General features: G+C 49.0%; 18 protein-coding genes. 6 read left to right on the top strand and 12 right to left on the bottom strand.

Annotated elements, in window-relative coordinates:
* Position 1 precedes the first annotated feature (1 nt).
* A complete protein-coding gene (locus FVF72_RS01305) occupies positions 2-697 on the top strand; it encodes a CDGSH iron-sulfur domain-containing protein (RefSeq protein WP_231855309.1) in 696 nt (231 codons plus the stop codon).
* A gap of 44 nt (positions 698-741) precedes the next feature.
* Here the strand turns inward: FVF72_RS01305 and FVF72_RS01300 are convergent, their stop codons facing one another.
* The 7 genes from FVF72_RS01300 to hypE all read right to left on the bottom strand — a co-directional run bounded on the left by FVF72_RS01300 (position 742) and on the right by hypE (position 6,152).
* Positions 742-1,215 (bottom strand): hypothetical protein, encoded by a 474-nt coding sequence (locus FVF72_RS01300; RefSeq protein ID WP_187239652.1) that lies wholly within the window; start codon positions 1,213-1,215, stop codon positions 742-744.
* A 9-nt stretch (positions 1,216-1,224) separates the two neighbouring features.
* Complete coding sequence (locus FVF72_RS01295; RefSeq protein WP_147670996.1) at positions 1,225-1,848, bottom strand: energy-coupling factor ABC transporter permease; 624 nt, start codon at positions 1,846-1,848, stop codon at positions 1,225-1,227.
* Positions 1,849-1,898: 50 nt separating this feature from the next.
* The gene (locus tag FVF72_RS01290; RefSeq protein WP_147670995.1) at positions 1,899-2,333 is read right to left on the bottom strand and encodes a hypothetical protein; all 435 of its coding nucleotides are present in this window, start codon (positions 2,331-2,333) and stop codon (positions 1,899-1,901) included.
* Between the two features lie 226 nt (positions 2,334-2,559).
* A complete protein-coding gene (locus FVF72_RS01285; protein WP_052457267.1) occupies positions 2,560-3,837 on the bottom strand; it encodes a DEAD/DEAH box helicase in 1,278 nt (425 codons plus the stop codon).
* A gap of 213 nt (positions 3,838-4,050) precedes the next feature.
* Positions 4,051-4,665, bottom strand: a complete 615-nt coding sequence (locus FVF72_RS01280) for a 5-formyltetrahydrofolate cyclo-ligase (RefSeq protein WP_231855310.1) — start codon at positions 4,663-4,665, stop codon at positions 4,051-4,053.
* Between the two features lie 33 nt (positions 4,666-4,698).
* Positions 4,699-5,121, bottom strand: a complete 423-nt coding sequence (locus FVF72_RS01275) for an RDD family protein (RefSeq protein WP_048175074.1) — start codon at positions 5,119-5,121, stop codon at positions 4,699-4,701.
* A 20-nt stretch (positions 5,122-5,141) separates the two neighbouring features.
* A complete protein-coding gene (gene hypE, locus FVF72_RS01270) occupies positions 5,142-6,152 on the bottom strand; it encodes a hydrogenase expression/formation protein HypE (protein ID WP_013295474.1) in 1,011 nt (336 codons plus the stop codon).
* 283 nt (positions 6,153-6,435) lie between these two features.
* On the opposite strand from hypE, the gene FVF72_RS01265 reads away from it, so the two are divergent.
* The 5 genes from FVF72_RS01265 to FVF72_RS01245 all read left to right on the top strand — a co-directional run bounded on the left by FVF72_RS01265 (position 6,436) and on the right by FVF72_RS01245 (position 10,821).
* Positions 6,436-6,819 carry a 30S ribosomal protein S8e gene (locus tag FVF72_RS01265; RefSeq protein ID WP_013295475.1) on the top strand — a complete coding sequence of 128 codons (384 nt, stop codon included), beginning with the start codon at positions 6,436-6,438 and terminating at the stop codon, positions 6,817-6,819.
* Between the two features lie 42 nt (positions 6,820-6,861).
* Positions 6,862-7,527: a DNA polymerase PolB subunit 2 gene (gene polB2 / locus FVF72_RS01260; RefSeq protein WP_048175077.1), complete on the top strand. Its 666-nt coding sequence runs from the start codon at positions 6,862-6,864 to the stop codon at positions 7,525-7,527.
* Positions 7,528-7,705: 178 nt separating this feature from the next.
* On the top strand, positions 7,706-8,386 hold the full coding sequence (locus FVF72_RS01255) for a TIGR02253 family HAD-type hydrolase (protein WP_013295477.1): 681 nt from the start codon (positions 7,706-7,708) through the stop codon (positions 8,384-8,386).
* A 60-nt stretch (positions 8,387-8,446) separates the two neighbouring features.
* Positions 8,447-10,009 carry a YifB family Mg chelatase-like AAA ATPase gene (locus FVF72_RS01250; RefSeq protein WP_147670994.1) on the top strand — a complete coding sequence of 521 codons (1,563 nt, stop codon included), beginning with the start codon at positions 8,447-8,449 and terminating at the stop codon, positions 10,007-10,009.
* Between the two features lie 5 nt (positions 10,010-10,014).
* Positions 10,015-10,821 carry a hypothetical protein gene (locus FVF72_RS01245; protein WP_147670993.1) on the top strand — a complete coding sequence of 269 codons (807 nt, stop codon included), beginning with the start codon at positions 10,015-10,017 and terminating at the stop codon, positions 10,819-10,821.
* A 14-nt stretch (positions 10,822-10,835) separates the two neighbouring features.
* Here FVF72_RS01245 and xth read toward each other — a convergent pair whose 3' ends face one another.
* The 5 genes from xth to acs form a co-directional block, all read right to left on the bottom strand.
* Positions 10,836-11,609 carry an exodeoxyribonuclease III gene (gene xth, locus FVF72_RS01240; protein WP_147670992.1) on the bottom strand — a complete coding sequence of 258 codons (774 nt, stop codon included), beginning with the start codon at positions 11,607-11,609 and terminating at the stop codon, positions 10,836-10,838.
* A 46-nt stretch (positions 11,610-11,655) separates the two neighbouring features.
* Positions 11,656-13,566: a ferrous iron transport protein B gene (gene feoB, locus FVF72_RS01235; protein WP_147670991.1), complete on the bottom strand. Its 1,911-nt coding sequence runs from the start codon at positions 13,564-13,566 to the stop codon at positions 11,656-11,658.
* A 39-nt stretch (positions 13,567-13,605) separates the two neighbouring features.
* Positions 13,606-14,322 carry a DtxR family transcriptional regulator gene (locus FVF72_RS01230; RefSeq protein WP_255503759.1) on the bottom strand — a complete coding sequence of 239 codons (717 nt, stop codon included), beginning with the start codon at positions 14,320-14,322 and terminating at the stop codon, positions 13,606-13,608.
* A 233-nt stretch (positions 14,323-14,555) separates the two neighbouring features.
* Positions 14,556-15,149 (bottom strand): acetate uptake transporter, encoded by a 594-nt coding sequence (locus FVF72_RS01225; protein ID WP_147670989.1) that lies wholly within the window; start codon positions 15,147-15,149, stop codon positions 14,556-14,558.
* Positions 15,150-15,229: 80 nt separating this feature from the next.
* A complete protein-coding gene (gene acs / locus FVF72_RS01220) occupies positions 15,230-17,134 on the bottom strand; it encodes an acetate--CoA ligase (protein WP_048175097.1) in 1,905 nt (634 codons plus the stop codon).
* Positions 17,135-17,161: the final 27 nt, after the last annotated feature.

Genomic DNA, 17,161 nt, shown 5'->3' with positions numbered 1-17,161 from the left:
GATGAGGATAAGGGTTCTTAAGGACGGACCATACCTTGTGGAGGGCTCGGTACCACTCTATGAGGAGGTAATTGTAACCGATGAGGATGGACACACAAGGGAATTTGTTGAGAGAAGGGAGTTCCCGCTGAAGGAGAGGTACCTCCTCTGCCGCTGTGGCGCATCAAAGAACAAACCCTACTGTGATGGAACACACACCGAGGTGGGCTTTGATGGTACCGAAACAGCATCAAGGAAGCCCTACATTGAAAGGGCGACCGTGTTCAGGGCGGGGGACCTTGAACTCACCGATGTTCCTGAACTGTGCGACCACTCAAGGTTCTGCCTAAGGGCGGGGGGTATAAGGGAACTCCTCAGGAAAGGTGACGCTGAGAGCATACAGATCGCCATTGAGGAGGCGATGATCTGCCCATCAGGGAGGCTCGTCCTGTGGGACAGGAGGACCGGGAAACCCTATGAAAGGGACTATGAAAAATCAATAGTGGTTATCCATGATAAACAGAAGAAGTGTGAGGGGCCACTCTGGGTCAGGGGAGGTATAAAAATAGAATCAGCCGATGGAAGGGAGTATGAGACCAGAAACAGGGTCACCCTCTGTCGGTGCGGTTTATCTGAGAACAAACCATTCTGTGATGGTAGCCACTGGATGAGTGCAGAGGAGAAACTTGAATTTAAGAGGAAGTGGGGTATTGAGTAGTTTTTTTGTAGAGAAAAAAAGGAAGTTTGAAACCGAGGAAATTTCTACTCCATTTTCCTTTTCATCCACAGGGCCCCTATCAAAAGGCCAACTATGACCCCTATCAGTGCCCCTGAAAGGAAGGGCGTCATAAAGCCGCCGCCCATCTTTTCTGTATTCACTGAGTTGAGTTCAAGTAGTTTCTCCCTGATTGACGCCTCATCGGCACTGCAGTACGTCACCCTGGTTGCAAGTTCTGGATGCCTCTGGAGGAAGGCCCGCACGGTGTCCTGGTAGGCAACCGCAAGTATCTTCTTGTTGGGGTTTCCAAGGGCGTGTTCCAGTTCATGCTCCACATCCGATGGGCTCTGGAAACGGTACACGGTGACGTTGACCCCTGTCTCATCGGCCACTGACCGCGCAAGTTTTCCTGTGGAGTTATCGGCTATTACAATGAATGACTCTGGGGTTATCTCCATTCCATGGGCTGAGACACCGCTGATAAGAAGAAAAATTAATATAAAGGCTAACTTCTTCATATGAACCACCTAGACCTTTTCCATTGCAATGAGCTCAGGTTTCATCCTCTCAAGGAATGAGAATATGAACATGCTTGCAGCACCCTCCACTACACCCACAAATATGTAGAAGGGTATGAGTGTTGACATGAGCATTTCAGGACCTGCAACACCCGCTGCCAGGAGTATCATGATGTGGAACGCGGTTGCAATCATTATGCCCAGGAAGGTGGCTGAGAATACAGCAAGGCCCCTGTCAAGTTCACTTAGAACCCTGTAGACCCCATAGGTTCCGATTCCAAGGCCGATACCCATTGTCAGTATATTGGCCCCCATGCTGGTTATCCCCCCCATTCCAAGCATGAAGAACTGGACGAGGAGGCAGAGAACAGCAACCATAACCGCTGTGAGGGGGCCGAGTATTATGGCTGCAAGGGGTATCAGGAAGAAATGCACCGGGACACCGAAGGGTGATGGCACAGATATGGAGGATGCAACCGCAGCGGCCGCTGCAAAAAGTCCTGTTCCAGCTATCCTTTTTTCCTTTCCGGGTTTCTTTGAGAATATGTAGAAGAATATGCCAATGTTCACGAGTGCAACAGCCCAGTAGACTGCTGACTGCCACAGTGGTATGATTCCATCGGGTATATGCACTGTTGAACCTCCGTTAAGTGTTATCGAGTATATTCACTTATTTTGGATATTCAGTTGCGTGGGAACCTGAATGCGGTTAAACCAAAAACCAGGCACAGTCCTGCAAGTGCAGGTATGAATCCGTAATCTGGTTTATTCACATTAACATCTGATGTTTCTGTGGTATTCTCCCTTTCATCTGTAACGTTCTCTTCAGGCAGGGCACTGCTTTCAGCACCGGACTTTTCTGATGAATCTGATGATGAGTCCAATTTACTTTCATGGGTGGTTTTATGGCCACCTGATGTGCTTGCTTTGCTGCTGCTCTGACCTGAAGGCTTATTGGAAGTGCTGGATGAATCTGATGTGGTGGATGAATCTGATTTACTGTCACCTGAATCCGATGGCTCCTCAATGTAGTAACCATGGCCCGGGTGGGCCCATGCATGATGCGAGAGACCTGCAATCAGTGCAACAGTTGCTAAAATGATAAGGAACCTTCTCATTATATCACCACAGATTAGTTAAAACATCTTCAATATATAAAATCTTTTATTACTGAGAATACTTATAAGAATCTGAAAGTAATACCGAAATGGGGATGTGGTCTCAGAACTCCCATTGATGAGGAGATCTATGATCAAAGGTTAAATGCTCTATGTGATCTAGAAAATTAAAGGAATACAGGGCTGATAGATCAGCCTCTATCCATAAAATAAAAATAAGCCTCTTCTACTTTGAGGACTCCAGAACATCCAGAAGGGCATGCGAGATATCCCTGAAACTGTAACCCTCACTCACAAGGTTTCCCAGGAGCTCGGAGTCACCGTAACTCTTGGATTTAAGGTTTCTACGGAGCACCTCCACAAGGTCCTCCTCGTAACCCCTCCTTATCTCCTGTGGGGATGGCATGTTGCTCTTCTTTATCCTTTTACCTGTGAATGACTGGATTCGCCTTAACCTGTGGACCTCCCTTCCAACAACCAGTGTGAAGGATTTTCCACTTGAACCGGCACGCCCGGTACGCCCTATCCTGTGAACATAGTACTCGTTCTCGAATGGGAGATCATAGTTGACAACGACCTCCACATCGGGTACATGTATACCCCGTGCAGCAACATCAGTTGCAATGAGGAGGTTGAACCTTCCCTTCCTGAAGCGTTCCATGACACGTTCACGCTTTGACTGTGATAGGTCCCCGTGAATTTCATCCACAGAGTAACCCATACGGCTAAGCTGCTTTCTGAGCCTCTGAACCCTCCTTTTGGTGTTGCAGAATATGAGGCCCATTCTGATGTCATTGGATGTCAGTATCCAGTCAAGGAGCTCAACCTTGTCCTCCTCCCTGGTTTTGAAATAGAATTCATCTATCCTGGGGCTGTGCTTTTTCTCTACACGGAGAATCTGGGGGCTCCTCATATACCTCTCTGCGATCCTTAGCACCGGCTTTGAGATGGTTGCAGAGAACAGCAGGGTCTGTCTCCTTTCAGGTACGTGGGATAGTATCCTCTCTATGTCCTCTATGAAGCCCATGTTGAGCATCTCATCTGCCTCATCAAGCACGACCGTGGATACACTTCCAAGGTCCACGGTACCCCTCTCGATATGGTCTATGAGCCTTCCTGGTGTTGCGACTATAACATGGACACCCCTCCTGAGCTCGGCTATCTGACCTCCAATACCCTGGCCACCATAGACCGCAAGCACCCTCACATTAAGGTACTTACCTATCCTCCTTATCTCATCGGTGACCTGCAGACAGAGTTCACGGGTCGGGCAGATCACAAGTGCCTGGGGGACCCTCTCTGGTTCAAGGTTCTCAAGCAGGGGTATGGCAAAGGCTGCGGTTTTCCCGGTCCCGGTCTGGGCCTCGCCAACAACGTCCATACCATCAAGTGTAACAGGTAATGTAAGTGCCTGGATTGGGGTTGTACCCTCAAATCCCATATCATCAAGGGCCCTGTTAATCTCCCCTGAGATATCAAATTCACTGAATTTCAATTCTTTCATTTTTATCTTTTCCTCAATTCTTAAAAATCGATTATTCAATTATCAGCTGCCAGCCGGCAGATCTGAAACATGATAGCCCCAAAATTTCTGCCAGGCACATGATAATTAAAAATCAGCACATATCCATGTTGAACTCCACACTATTTAAAGTAATGGTTTTGGTGTGAATTAATTTTCAGGATTTAGTTCATTCCAAGAACCTGTAATCTGGTTTCAGATGACTCGCGGGATTTTTTCATCGAGAAATAGTCTTATCACACGCATGGGTGTCACTATCATGTTTATCCTTTCATCGTGGTCCTCAACAGGGACACTTTCAATTATCTGCAGCTCATGCACCGTTGTGGCGATGGGGGTATCCTCGCCTATGGCCCCCTGATCCCTGAGTTCAGATATCTCCCTGTCGCCGTATCCTCCCCCCTTACCGAGGCGGTTTCCCTCCAGGTCAACGGCCACGGATCCCTCAACAACAAGGTCAACCTCAGGGAATCTGCTGATGAATGAACCATACCTGTAGGCCCCCCTTATGGTTGATGCGGCTTTGGCATCTGGAACATCCCCTGAGATTAAAAGGTAACCATCCTTTATCTTCGGTGTGGGTATTACAAGGTCCTTTCCATCATCAAGGGCCAGTTTTCGTACTGGGCGCTGGGCAGAATCAGGGGATGAGAATACAACATCTGCTCTTTCCCATTCTATGGTCCTTGAGAGCCTCTCTGCGGCTGCAACTGACCCCTGAAAATCTGGTATGCGGCCATGGGGACGGCTGCTTACACCCCTATCCTTCAGGAGTTTCCAGATCCTCTCTCTGATTAGGTTCTTATCCATCATCATTTTTCTCTGCAGACAGATTCAAATGGATCATAGATCCTGTTCAGCATCGTCGTCCACATTCTTCGCTGCACTGACAACCCGTGTACCTGCAATTGCGTCGAGGATCCTGAGACGATTCCTGAGGCGTCCCAGGATAACGTCCAGGATGAGGGGGAACCAGAGTATCCTTGAAAGGTTCCTTATGACAACCTGCTGCCACCTGAGTTCACCATCCTCTGATATTACAGCGAGACCCATCATCCTCTTACCCACTGTTCCGCCATGGTACTCAAAGTAGCTGAAATACAGAAGGGTTATGATGCCAAGGAGGGGGAGCCAGTACCTGTAGATTGAGAAAAGGTTCAGGAGAAGTGCTAATGGATAAACAAGGACTGTTAAGAGGTACATAACCCCTGTAACCACAAGGAAATCAACTAAAAATGCATAGAGCCTCTTCTTCTTAAGTTCCATAACACCCCTCCTGTATCAGATCAGCATACCCTTGGAACAGGATCAGCAACAGGGGCCTCAAGTATCCTCCTGCCTCCAAGGCTTGTTTCAAGGATCACATGACTGTCCTGATTCGCTTCACCTATTATCCTCGCGTTTTCACCGTATGGTGCCTTCCTCACGGCTCTGAGGACATCCTCAGCGTATTCAGGGTCGACACCCATGATGACCTTGCCCTCATTGGCAACCTCATAGGGGTCGATGCCCAGCATCTCAGAGACAGCCCTCACCTCCTCCCTCACAGGGATCATGTCCTCATCAACAACCATCCCGACCCCTGATTTATCTGCGAGTTCGTTGAGGGCATTTGCTATACCGCCCCTTGTGGGGTCCTTCATTGCGGTAACACCACCAACCTCAAGGGCCGCCTCAACCATACCCCATACCGGGGCAACATCCGATTCAAGGTCGGTGTCGAATCCAAAACCCTCACGGAAGGCCATGAGTGCCATACCATGGTCCCCCACGCTGCCTGTGAGTATGATCTTATCACCGGGCCTCAGTCCTGAGTCCCTTATTATCTCACCACGTTTCACAACACCTATACCCGTGGTTGTTATGACCATCCTGTCCAGTTTACCCCTCTCCATGACCTTGGTGTCCCCTGTTACGATTGACACCCCGGTCTCCCTGGAGACAGCGTCCATTGACTGCACGATCCTCTCAAGATCCTCGCCAGGGAACCCCTCGCTGAGGATCATTGCACTTGCAATTGCAAGGGGCCTTGCACCCATAACAGATATGTCGTTGACTGTACCTGCGACCGATATCTTACCTATGTCACCGCCGGGGAAGAAGAGGGGGTCGACTGTGTGGCCATCGGTACTCATAACTATCTCATAGTCGCCGAGGGGTATGCTTGCACCGTCGTCAAGGTCCTCGAGGCCAACTCCGCCGTTAACCCTCGTGTTATGGATATTGGATAGTATTATGTTTGATATGAGGTCCTGCATCACTTCTCCGCCTGCACCATGGGACATGCCGATCTTCATAGATTCACCTGTACAATCTCTTGCTTATAGGGTATCTTGCTGATGGTATAAAACCTTTCATTGGTGTAATCACATATTGATTAGGGCAGAGGTTTCCATCAGGACAATATTTTATTTAAAGGAGTTAGGATAGATGGATTCAGTGATCCATAGCATACCCTGGAAGCACAATCTTTTTAAATGGGGGATCCTATACTATAGATAAATTTATCTATACCGAGTCACTGAGTTTCTTAAACTCAGCATTACTGATTCTGATAGAGACTTAGATTGAGGTGAAATAATGGCAATCTGGCAAGGTAAATCAATGAAGAAACCAAGCGGTGGAAGAGCCAAGATGAACCGCGGAAAGAGGAAATACGAACTTGGAAGGGAACCCGCCGAGACAAAGATCGGTGACAGGCGTGTCAGGATGATAAGGACACGTGGGGGCAACACCAAGGTCAGGCTCGCTGCAGATACCAAGATAAACGTTGTTGACCCTGAAACAGGTAAGGTTGAGGTTGCAGAGATAAGGAATGTTGTTGAGAACACAGCAAACCCCCACTTTGTGAGGAGGAACATCATAACAAAGGGCGCTGTTGTTGAAACCAGCCTTGGAAACGTGAGGGTCACATCCAGGCCTGGACAGGACGGCGTAATAAACGGCGTACTTATAAAGGAATAGATTTCCCACCAAAGCCCCTCAACCGGACCCATGGGGTGTTATATGTCAGATAACCTTGAGGCCGAGATACTATCCCAGGTGAAAAGGTTCCTCGAATACATCAACAGCAACCTGCCTGAGGGCATGGAGCTGGAATTTGAGGGCTTTTACAGGAGGGGCTTCTTCGTAACAAAAAAGAGATACGCCTTAATAGAGGATGACACGATTGTTGCAAAGGGTCTTGAACTTGTGAGGCGTGACTGGGCACCGATAGCTAAAAAGACCCAGCAAAAAGTTTTAATGGCCATTCTAAGAGACGGATCCCCTGAGAAGGCTAGAAAGATAATAAGGGATGTTGTACGGCGCATAAGGGGCGGCGAAGTGGAACTGGATGACCTTGCAATCCACACCCAGATAACAAGGGACCTCTCTGAGTACAAACAGATAGGCCCACATGTCATCGCCGCAAAACGATCCCTTGAGAAGGGGCGGCGCATTGAGCGGGGATCCATAGTCAGGTACATCATAGTTAAGGGAAGGGGCCCCATAAGTCAGAGGGCCTTCCCACTTGAGGATGCTGAGGGCCTGGAGTACGACCCGGACTATTACATTGAAAACCAGGTCATGGCCGCGGTATCAAGAATAATGTCATCCCTTGGCTACTCCACAGAGGATATAAATTCTCTCTCATGTGGCGAAAGGCAGAGCAGCCTCGATGCCTTTTTCTAGAAAACAGGAACTTTATTTTTTCATCTGAGATTTCTATTGTATGTTCTGGACCTCCGCTCAGAGTTATAGGCAGAACAGTTTTACATATTATTTTACATCATAATATTATCCGCAGAGAAACCAACACTGTTATAATTGATTAACTATAGAGTTTCATTACAGAGAGTAAGGTGGGAAGATGCTGAAGGCGGTTTTCTTTGATATTGATGACACCCTCTATGACACATCAGGATTTGCCAAACTTGCAAGAAAGGCTGCCCTGAATGTAATGATAGATGCGGGTTTACCCCTGACACAGGATGAGGCATACAAACTTCTGAGGGAGATAATCGCTGAGAAGGGCTCCAACTATGATAAACATTTCAATGTACTCACAAAGACGGTTTTCGGTGAGGAAAAACCCCTTCTCATTGCCCTTGGAATGATAACATACCACAACGTCAAATTCGCACTTCTCCGGCCATTCCCCAATACAACATCAACGCTCATACACCTCAAGAGCAGGGGATACAGGCTGGGGGTCATATCAAACGGTATAACAATAAAGCAGTGGGAGAAGCTGATAAGGCTCGGGATACACCACTTCTTCGATGAGGTCGTCACCTCAGATGAGGTTGGCTTTGAGAAACCAAACATAAGGATCTTTGAGGAGGCCCTCAGAAGGATGGGCTGCAAACCTGAAAGGTCCATCATGGTGGGGAACAAGTTCAATGAGGACATACTGGGGGCAACCAACGCGGGAATGTCAGCCATACTCGTCAACTCGGAGCTTACAGATGAAGAGAGGGATCTCATTGAAAAGAGGGGCCTTGATGTTACGGTCATCGATGACATCAGCGAACTTAAGGAGATTCTCTAGTTAGGATCTCCACATTTATTTGGGGGGATGGACATGATTTCATGGATAGGGGGATGAGTGATGAACTGTGATGACTACTACCACGACGAAAACATGGTAGAACTCTTTGAGGAGCTGAAACAGCCAAAGACACTTGAGGAACTGGGTTTATCCTACTTCTTTGTGAGGGACCTTGTCCTGAAGATTCTTTTAACATACGGAACGGTTAAAACCCAGCGAATAACTGATATTACCGGCATACACCTGGATATAATTGAGGATGTCCTTGGCCAGATGGAGAAGGATGGTTTCTGCGCCCAGGTGGGCGGAAGCTTCCTCTTCTCCAGTGTTGAGTATACACTGACAAAGAGGGGGGTTGAAAAGGCCCGCCTTGTAATGGAGGAAAACCCTTATATTGGAATGGCCCCTGTGCCCTATGAGAGATACTTTGAGCTGATGGCTAAACAGCTCAGGAACCGTTTCCCAATAAAGATACCCCCAGAGGTTATTGAAAGGGCCTTCAGGGATGTTGTCGGCCTATCATATGCAAAGGAATGTCTTGTTGAGTCATGCACCATCGGGAAGGGGCTTTTTGTTTATGGCGCTCCGGGAACAGGTAAAACCTTCATCATAAGCAAGGCATCGGACCTTCTACCCCCCGTTGTGATTCCCCGCTTTATAGAGTTCAGCGGGAGGGTTATACAGATATATGACCCTGACTTCCACAAGCCCTGTCCCGAAGAACCGGATGACCCCCGCTGGATAAAGATACACGCCCCATTCGTTTTCACAGGTTCTGAACTGAGCCTCAATGAACTTGAGACCACCTACAATATGAATAAGGGTGTGTATGAGACATCCCCCCTGATAAAGGCCAATGGTGGAGTGCTCCTCATTGACGACCTTGGAAGGCAGAGGGATGACCATGAGGTGATCCTCAACCGCCTCATAGTGCCCCTTGAGAACAAGAAGGACGTCATATACATAAGGGGGGTTCCCGTTATATTCCACACACACTTCATCCCCGCATTCTCAACCAACCTTGATGTGAGCATAATGGACGAGGCACACCTCAGGAGGGCGCCCCTCCACATATTCCTCAGAAACCCCCCTGTTGAGAATGTTGCGGAGGTATTCAGGCGCAACCTTGATGCCACAGGTGAGGATTACGATGAAGAGGTTGTGGAAAGAATTAAGATGGTGTACACTCCAGTTGCCGATGGCGGCGAGGGCCTGCAGCCAAGCTATGCGCATGCCCGTGACCTTGCACAGATTGCCCAGGCAGTGAGGATAAACATGGAAAAGGATAGGATCGACCTTGAGGTCATTGAAAGGGCCCTTGATAAGCATGTCCTCATAGCACTCCAGAGGATGGATATCGATATCAGTCAGGTGCATCACAGTGTAAGGACATTCCGTGTTGTGACCCCTGAACCTGAGAGTGCCGAGAGGGTGCTTAAACTCTACGGCGCCCTCACGGTTGCACTGGAGGATGGGGGTGTTCTAGCAGACTTTGAGGACTCAATAAGCCCATCTCAGCTCCTGGCCCATCTGCAGGATGAGGGTGTTTCTGTGGGAAGGGTTGAGGTGGTGGCTGAAACCAAACGTGAAATCAAGAAGACCATACTTGAATACAGTGGATGATATTTATGGAGTCGCTCCCCGTTGATGTGCTGGTCGCTGCACTTGTATCCCTTGGTGTCTGGACGGTACTTGAGCTCCTACCCTCATTGTTTCCCAGGGAGGTGGGAAGGCTTGCAGCACGCATCAGGCCACTCCCATCCAGTGCAGTTGAGATATCCCAGTACCTCAACCTCCTCAGAAGGGGAAGGCCATGGCAGGTCTTCCTGGCCCTTGAGGTTATAGGGGAACTCTTCAGGATTAAGATCCGGGAACTTGAGTCCCTGAAGTATGAGAAATGGAAGAGGGAGGTTGAATCCCAGAAGGAACGGATGGAGAGGAGGGGACTCAGTGACGATGAGATACTCCACATTGAGGCTGGAAGGGAGATGATTCAGAACTCCAATAACCTGAATCTTAAAGCAGGGGGCGGTCTTTATTCCAGCCCTGAAGAGGAGGAGTTCATAAGGATCAGGAATCATAAGAAGGACCTGTTACCTGATTTGAGGGATAAGTATTCTGATTTCAGGATATGGGCACTGAAGAACAGGGACATTCTGAGGTATGTCCAGGAGAGGGTCTTCAGAAGGGAGGAACTTGACCTTGAAAACCTGAGGGACCACAGCAGGGAATGGGCCCTTGTGAATATATGGGGGATGGAGCCACCTGAGAGTTACTCTGAGGATGAAATCCTTGAGGATATTCTCCTGTACATTGAAATAAAGGATGATAACATTATCAGTAAATTCGCCCATGGCCTGAGCAGTCACAGCGACTCCCTGAGGTACCTCGATAAGGTTATATCAGCTGTTTCAGCCTGGAAACGGGGAGGGTAGCACCTGAAGGATCATTAAACCTCTATCTCAAGTCCTATTGGGCAGTGGTCTGAGCCCATCACCTCTGCGAGTATCCATGACCTTTTAACGTTCTTTGCGAACTCCTTATTCACAAAGAAGTAGTCGAGCCTCCATCCCACGTTTCTCTCACGGGCCCTGGTCCTGTAACTCCACCATGTGTACTGGCCTGGCTCCTTGTTGAACATCCTGAATGTGTCAACGTATCCGTTTTCAATGAATTTGTCTATCCAGGCCCTTTCAACCGGTAGAAACCCTGATACGTTGCTGTTTTCCTTTGGCCTTGCCAGGTCTATCTCCCTGTGGGCTGTGTTGAAGTCACCACATATCACCGTGTTCCTGCCAGCGTCCCGTTCCCTGTTGACGTCCTCGAGGAATGCGTCATAGAATTCAAGTTTGTACTTCAACCTCTCATCTGACATCTTCCCGTTGGGGAAGTATATGTTGTAGAGGAGGAAGTCATCAAAATCTGCAACCTGTATGCGGCCCTCAATGTCGAACCTCTCCACACCAAAGCCCTCCCTGAGGGATTTTGGGGGTATCCTTGTGTACATGGCGACTCCACTGTATCCCCTCCTTTCTGCCGGGGTGAAGAAACTCCTGTAACCCTCAACATGCCTTAACCTTCTGGGGAGCTGTTCAGGACTCGCCTTGGTCTCCTGAAGACAGAGGATATCCGGTTTCTCGTCCATGAACCAGTCAAGGAAGCCCTTACGGTATACGGCCCTCAGACCGTTAACGTTCCAGGATATTATCTTGATTTCTGCCATGGTACCACGGGATTATTTCTGTCCTCAGCACCTTAAGTACTGATCATCACATGATGAATGGGAGTATCCTTGCAAAGATTCCCCCCAGGAAGAGGGCGGTTCCAAGGTTTGCAAGGGTTATTATGGATGTGGATTTCCACCCGAATTCCCGTGCAAGTACTGCTATCGTTGAAAGGCAGGGGAAGTAGAGCATTCCCACGAGGGTGAGTACAAGGATCTGGGGCGCTGTAAGGGCTGCCCCAATATCTGTTCCAACCAGTGAGACAAGCCCCAGGAGGATGAACTCCTTCCTCACAGCCCCAAGGATCAGGAGTATCCCTGCAAATACCGGCAGGTGTAACCAGCCAGCTGTAAGCGGAGCCATGATATTGCTTACTGGATTTAAAAGTCCGAGGGCGTAGAGGAGCTGTATGAGGGCGCTTCCGATTATGTATATGGGGAATACAAGGTATATGAGGGACTTTGTCCTTGTCCAGGTCTGCCTTGCTATGACCCTGAAGGATGGCATTTTGAGGGAGTGCATCTCCATTATAAGGCCGGTTGTTTCACCGGGAAGTGCCTTCAGTGCAAGTTTACCCATTATGAATATTATGAGGAGGTCCAGGGCGTATAACCCTATGGCCCACCATACACTGACAAAGAGGGCCACAAGTCCAAGTATCAGGATGGTCCTTGCGGCGCAGGGTGCGAAGGATATTGCAAAGGCTGCAAGGAGCCTCTCCCTGGGGGTTTCAAGTATCCGTGTACTGTCTATTGCAGGTACACTGCAACCGTATCCGAGTATGAGGGGTATTAGGGCTTTGCCATGGAGCCCTATCTTTCTCATGAAAGCGTCCATCATGAAGGCTACCCTGGTGAGAAGCCCCGAATTTTCGATGTAGGATAGCATGAGGTAGAAGGGTATGACGAATGGTATCACGAGGGTTAAACCCGCCACTATACCCCCGAAGGCGCCGTTCCATATTATGGATTCAATCGAACCTGAGAACTGGGGGTCAACTGGCTGGAAAAATCCAAAAATATTGGTGAGCGTATCTGATAGGAATTCACCCACAACGAAGGTCCAGAGGAGGAGACCTCCAACAACAAGGATCGATGAGATGTAACCGTAGATGGGGTGTGTTAGGAAGCTGTCAAGACGCTCTGAGTGGGTTGTTTTTATCTCTGATTGTTTCTGTGCCCCTGCTGCTATCATATTTGAGAGTGCGTATCTCTCAGAGGCCATAACAGAGAATGATGGCTCATTGTGTATCCTCTCAACCTGGGCTGCAAGTTCGGCTGCAAGTTTTTTGACGTTGGGCGGCATCATGGCGGTTATCTCAGGATCGTTTTCAAGGAGCTTTATGGCAACCCATCTCTTTGAATAGCCCTCTGGAATTTCAGGGAGTGCTTCCATAAGTGTTCTTATGCGGCTTTCAACCTCCTCCCCGTATTCTATGACCTCCGGTTTTATCCCCTTATCAGCCACTTCAAGGGTTTTTCTGAGGAGCTTCTGGAGTCCCTGGCCCTTAACAGCCACCGTTGATACAATAGGCACACCCAGGGCACCCTCAAGTTTCTTCTCGTCTATCACTATTCCCTTCTGCCTGGCCATGTCCACCTGGTTGATGCAGATAACCATGGGGACCTCCATCTCCATGAGCTGGAGCGTGAAGAAGAGGTTTCTCTCAAGGACAGATGCATCAAGCACGTTTATGACGACATCTGGTTTCTCGTTGACTATGAACTCCCTGGAGACTATCTCCTCCATGGAGTAGGTTGAAAATGAGTATATGCCTGGAAGGTCAATTATGTGGATGTCCCGGCCCTGAAATTTAAGGTAACCCTCTGCCCTTTCAACGGTTTTTCCTGGCCAGTTCCCGACTATCTGGTTTGACCCTGTCAGCTGGTTGAAGATCACACTTTTACCCACATTGGCGTTTCCTGCAAGTGCAACGGTTATCTCAGATTTCTCCATCAGTAAACACGTCCCGCTTGAAATTAGGTTAACAGAAATTCAGCTTTCAGTATCTATGAATACGTTGTCTGCTATATCCCTTCCAAGGGCCACCCTTGACCCCCGGACCTCCACCTCGATGGGTCCGCTGAGAGGGGCCCTTTTGATCATCCTTATTGGGGCTCCAAGGGTTATTCCCATGTCCATGAGCCTCCTTAAAACCCTGTAGTCCCCCCGTATGAAGGAAACCCTCCCCGCCTGTTTTTCATCCATCTCTGTGAGTGATTTAAGGTTACCCTCACGGCACCCTATTTCCTCAACATCTGTATCCTTCAGTTCAATGCATTCCCCGCATGTCTGGAATTTGAAGTCGCAGGCGGGGATCGGGTTTGCGTCGGGGCACTCACCGGGCATGTTGAGGAGCTGGCAGAGGGCCCTCTCTGCATCATCTGAGAGTGAATGTTCCATCTCACAGGCCTGTCTGTGTATCCTGTCCCTCCTGATTCCAAGTACATCGTGGAGGAACCGCTCCAGAAGGCGGTGCTTCCTTGTTATTCTCCGGGCTATCCTGTACCCCTTTTCTGTGAGTACCGCCCCACGGTAGGGGGAGTATTTAACATATCCCTCAGAATCAAGTTTTTTAAGCATCTGGGTTACACTGGCAGGGGCTATTCCCATTTCCTTTGATATTCTGGTTGTGCTGGCATTTTTACTGGATTCTGATAGCCGGTAGATGGTTTCGAGGTACTCCTCTATATTTTCGCTGAGATGCTTCATTAGGTTCACCTAAACGCTTGCTGTTAATTTAGTTAAACCTAATTCAATATAAGGTTTTCTGAATGTTTGCAGTAAGAAGTTTTTCGCAGTTTATCATCAGGTGCTGGTGTGAAAATTAGAGTTTCTGATTGTGGTGTATCTGGAAGGAATTTGTGGGGGTTTTGTTTCTCTGGAGGTTCTGGTGTCACATTCTGACATAAAATAAAAGAAAAGGGGGGTTGTTCCTTCCCTGATCATATGGGCAGGACATCCCTTCCATAGGTTTCGTTTATAACCTCTGCAAGGCCAACGTACATTGCAGCGCCCCCTGTGAATATGCCCTCATAACCTGCAATGGTCGTTATGAGGGCGGAACCTGTGATTTCACCGGCTGTGAGCAGGAAGAATAGCACTGCGAGGCTTATGAATATCACCTGTATGCCCCTCCTCAGTTTGAGGGTTGCAATGAACATCACCAGTGTAAACAGGCCCCACATGAAGAGGTATGATGCCATTGCAACCGGGTCGGCTGCTGCCGCTGCACTGCCGGCTGTTTCAATGAACTTCAGTTTGGGGATCACAAGCAGGAGTACCAGTGACCACCAGAAGAGTCCATATGAGCCGAATGCAACAGTACCAAAGGTGTTGCCCTTCCTGTATTCCATCACACTTGCCAGTATCTGGGCTATACCCCCGTAGGCGAACCCCATTGCAAGTATCATGCTGTTTATGGGGAAAAGCCCTGCGTTGTGCAGGTTCAGAAGCACAGTGGTTATACCAAAGCCCAGAAGTCCAAGGGGAGCTGGGTTGGCAGTTTTATCTGATATAACCACTTCTTTTTCAGTCATTTTTTTGCCTCCTTCTATTCTTCAAGGGTTGAGGTATCACCTCATCCTCCACGATCTCGAAGTCCTCCATCTCTGTCATTCTATTCTTCAAGGGTTGAGGTATCACCGAGGTCCTTTCCTTCCTCCCTGGCCCTCAGTATCCTCCTCATTATTTTTCCTGACCTTGTTTTGGGGAGCTTATCAACCTGCACCATTTCCCCGATAACAGCCACGGGTCCCAGTTCGTGGCGCAGGTGCCTTTTGAGTTCCTCGATGAGGGCTGCGTTTAACTTATGGCCCTTCTTGAGTATGAGGAATGCCTTTATGACCTCCCCCTTGATGGGGTCAGCCTTACCGATGACCGCTGCCTCGGCAACTGCAGGGTGGGCCACGAAGACTGATTCAACCTCTGCTGTACCTATCCTGTGCCCGGCTATGTTGAGGACGTCATCTGATCTTCCCTGTATCCAGAAGTAGCCGTCCTCGTCCTTCCTTGCCATGTCACCTGCGGTGTAGACTCCACCGGGGATCTGTTTCCAGTATACGTTGAGGTACCTCTCCTCGTCGTTGAAGAGTGTCCTGAACATTGCAGGCCATGGTTTCTTTATTACAAGGAATCCGCCCTTACCCAGTGGCACAGGGTTGCCTTTCTCGTCAACCACGTCTGCCTCGATGCCAGGTAGGGGTTTGGTGACGGATCCAGGTTTAAGGGGTGTTACAGGAAGTGGCGCTATGAGGTGCATTCCTGTTTCTGTCTGCCACCAGGTATCGATTATCGGGCACTTTTCCCTTCCAATGTGTCTGTAGTACCACATCCATGCCTCGGGGTTTATTGGTTCACCCACAGTTCCAAGGATTTTGAGGGACTCCAGGTTGTAGCGTTTCGGGTGTTTTTCACCGAACCTCATAAGGTGCCTTATTGCTGTGGGGGCTGTGTAGAACTTTGTGACACCGTATTTTTCGACTATGCTCCACCAGACCCCGGGGTCCGGGTAGTCAGGGGCCCCCTCATAGAGCAGTGTCGTTGTTCCAAGAAGGAGGGGTCCGTATACGACGTAACTGTGCCCGGTTATCCACCCTATGTCTGCTGTGCACCACCAGAGGTCTCCGTTATGGATGTCAAAGGTCATCTCAAGGGTTGATGCGACCCCCACCATGTATCCTCCTGTTGTGTGCAGCACACCCTTTGGTTTGCCGGTACTTCCTGAGGTGTAGAGTATGAAGAGGGGATCCTCTGCATCCATCACCTCTGCCTCGCACCGGTCCTCCTCGCCCTCTATGAGCTTGTCGAACAGCATTTCGCGTCCGCTTATATCTGACATCTCTATGTCGATGTCTGTGTGTTTCACAACAAGGGTTGTCTCTATTGTGGGGCACTGGAGTATGGCCTCGTCAACGATTGGTTTGAGTTCTATCACCCCGCCCCTTCTGTAGGTTCCGTCTGCTGTTATTATGATCTTGGCCTTTGCATCGTTGAGGCGTTCCACAAGTGCTCCGACGCTCAGACCAGAATAGATGACGCTGTGCACGGCCCCTATCTTTGCACAGGCCAGCATTGAGATAACGAGTTCAGGGCACATGGGGAGGTACATTGCAACGGCGTCGCCCTTTTTGATTCCAAGGCTTTTCAGGGCATTGGCTGTTCTGTTGACCTCTCTGTGCAGTTCATAGTAGGTCAGCTTCTTTTCCTCTCCCCTTTCGTTCACGTAGAGAATGGCGACCTGGTTTCTCTTGTCTGTGTCCAGCCATCTGTCCACGGCGTTGTGGGTCATGTTGATCTTGCCGTTCACGAACCACTTGTAGAATGGTTTGTTGCTCTCGTCAAGTACCCTGTCCCATTTCCTGAACCATTCGAATCTTTTCGCCTTTTCGGCCCAGTATTTCTCATGGTCCTTTCCCTTTTCCAGCTCGGCCTCCCAGTTTTTTATATGGGCCTCCTCCACAATGGTGTAGTGTGGTTTGAAGACCCTTGTTTCCTCCAGGAGAACTGAGGTATCCTTTGACATTTTTCATACCGCCATTTTTTCTTGGGT

The sequence above is a fragment of the Methanothermobacter sp. KEPCO-1 genome (assembly GCF_008033705.1).
In the GTDB taxonomy this organism is placed as follows: domain Archaea; phylum Methanobacteriota; class Methanobacteria; order Methanobacteriales; family Methanothermobacteraceae; genus Methanothermobacter; species Methanothermobacter marburgensis.
This window is presented reverse-complemented; position numbering and strand designations above follow the sequence as displayed.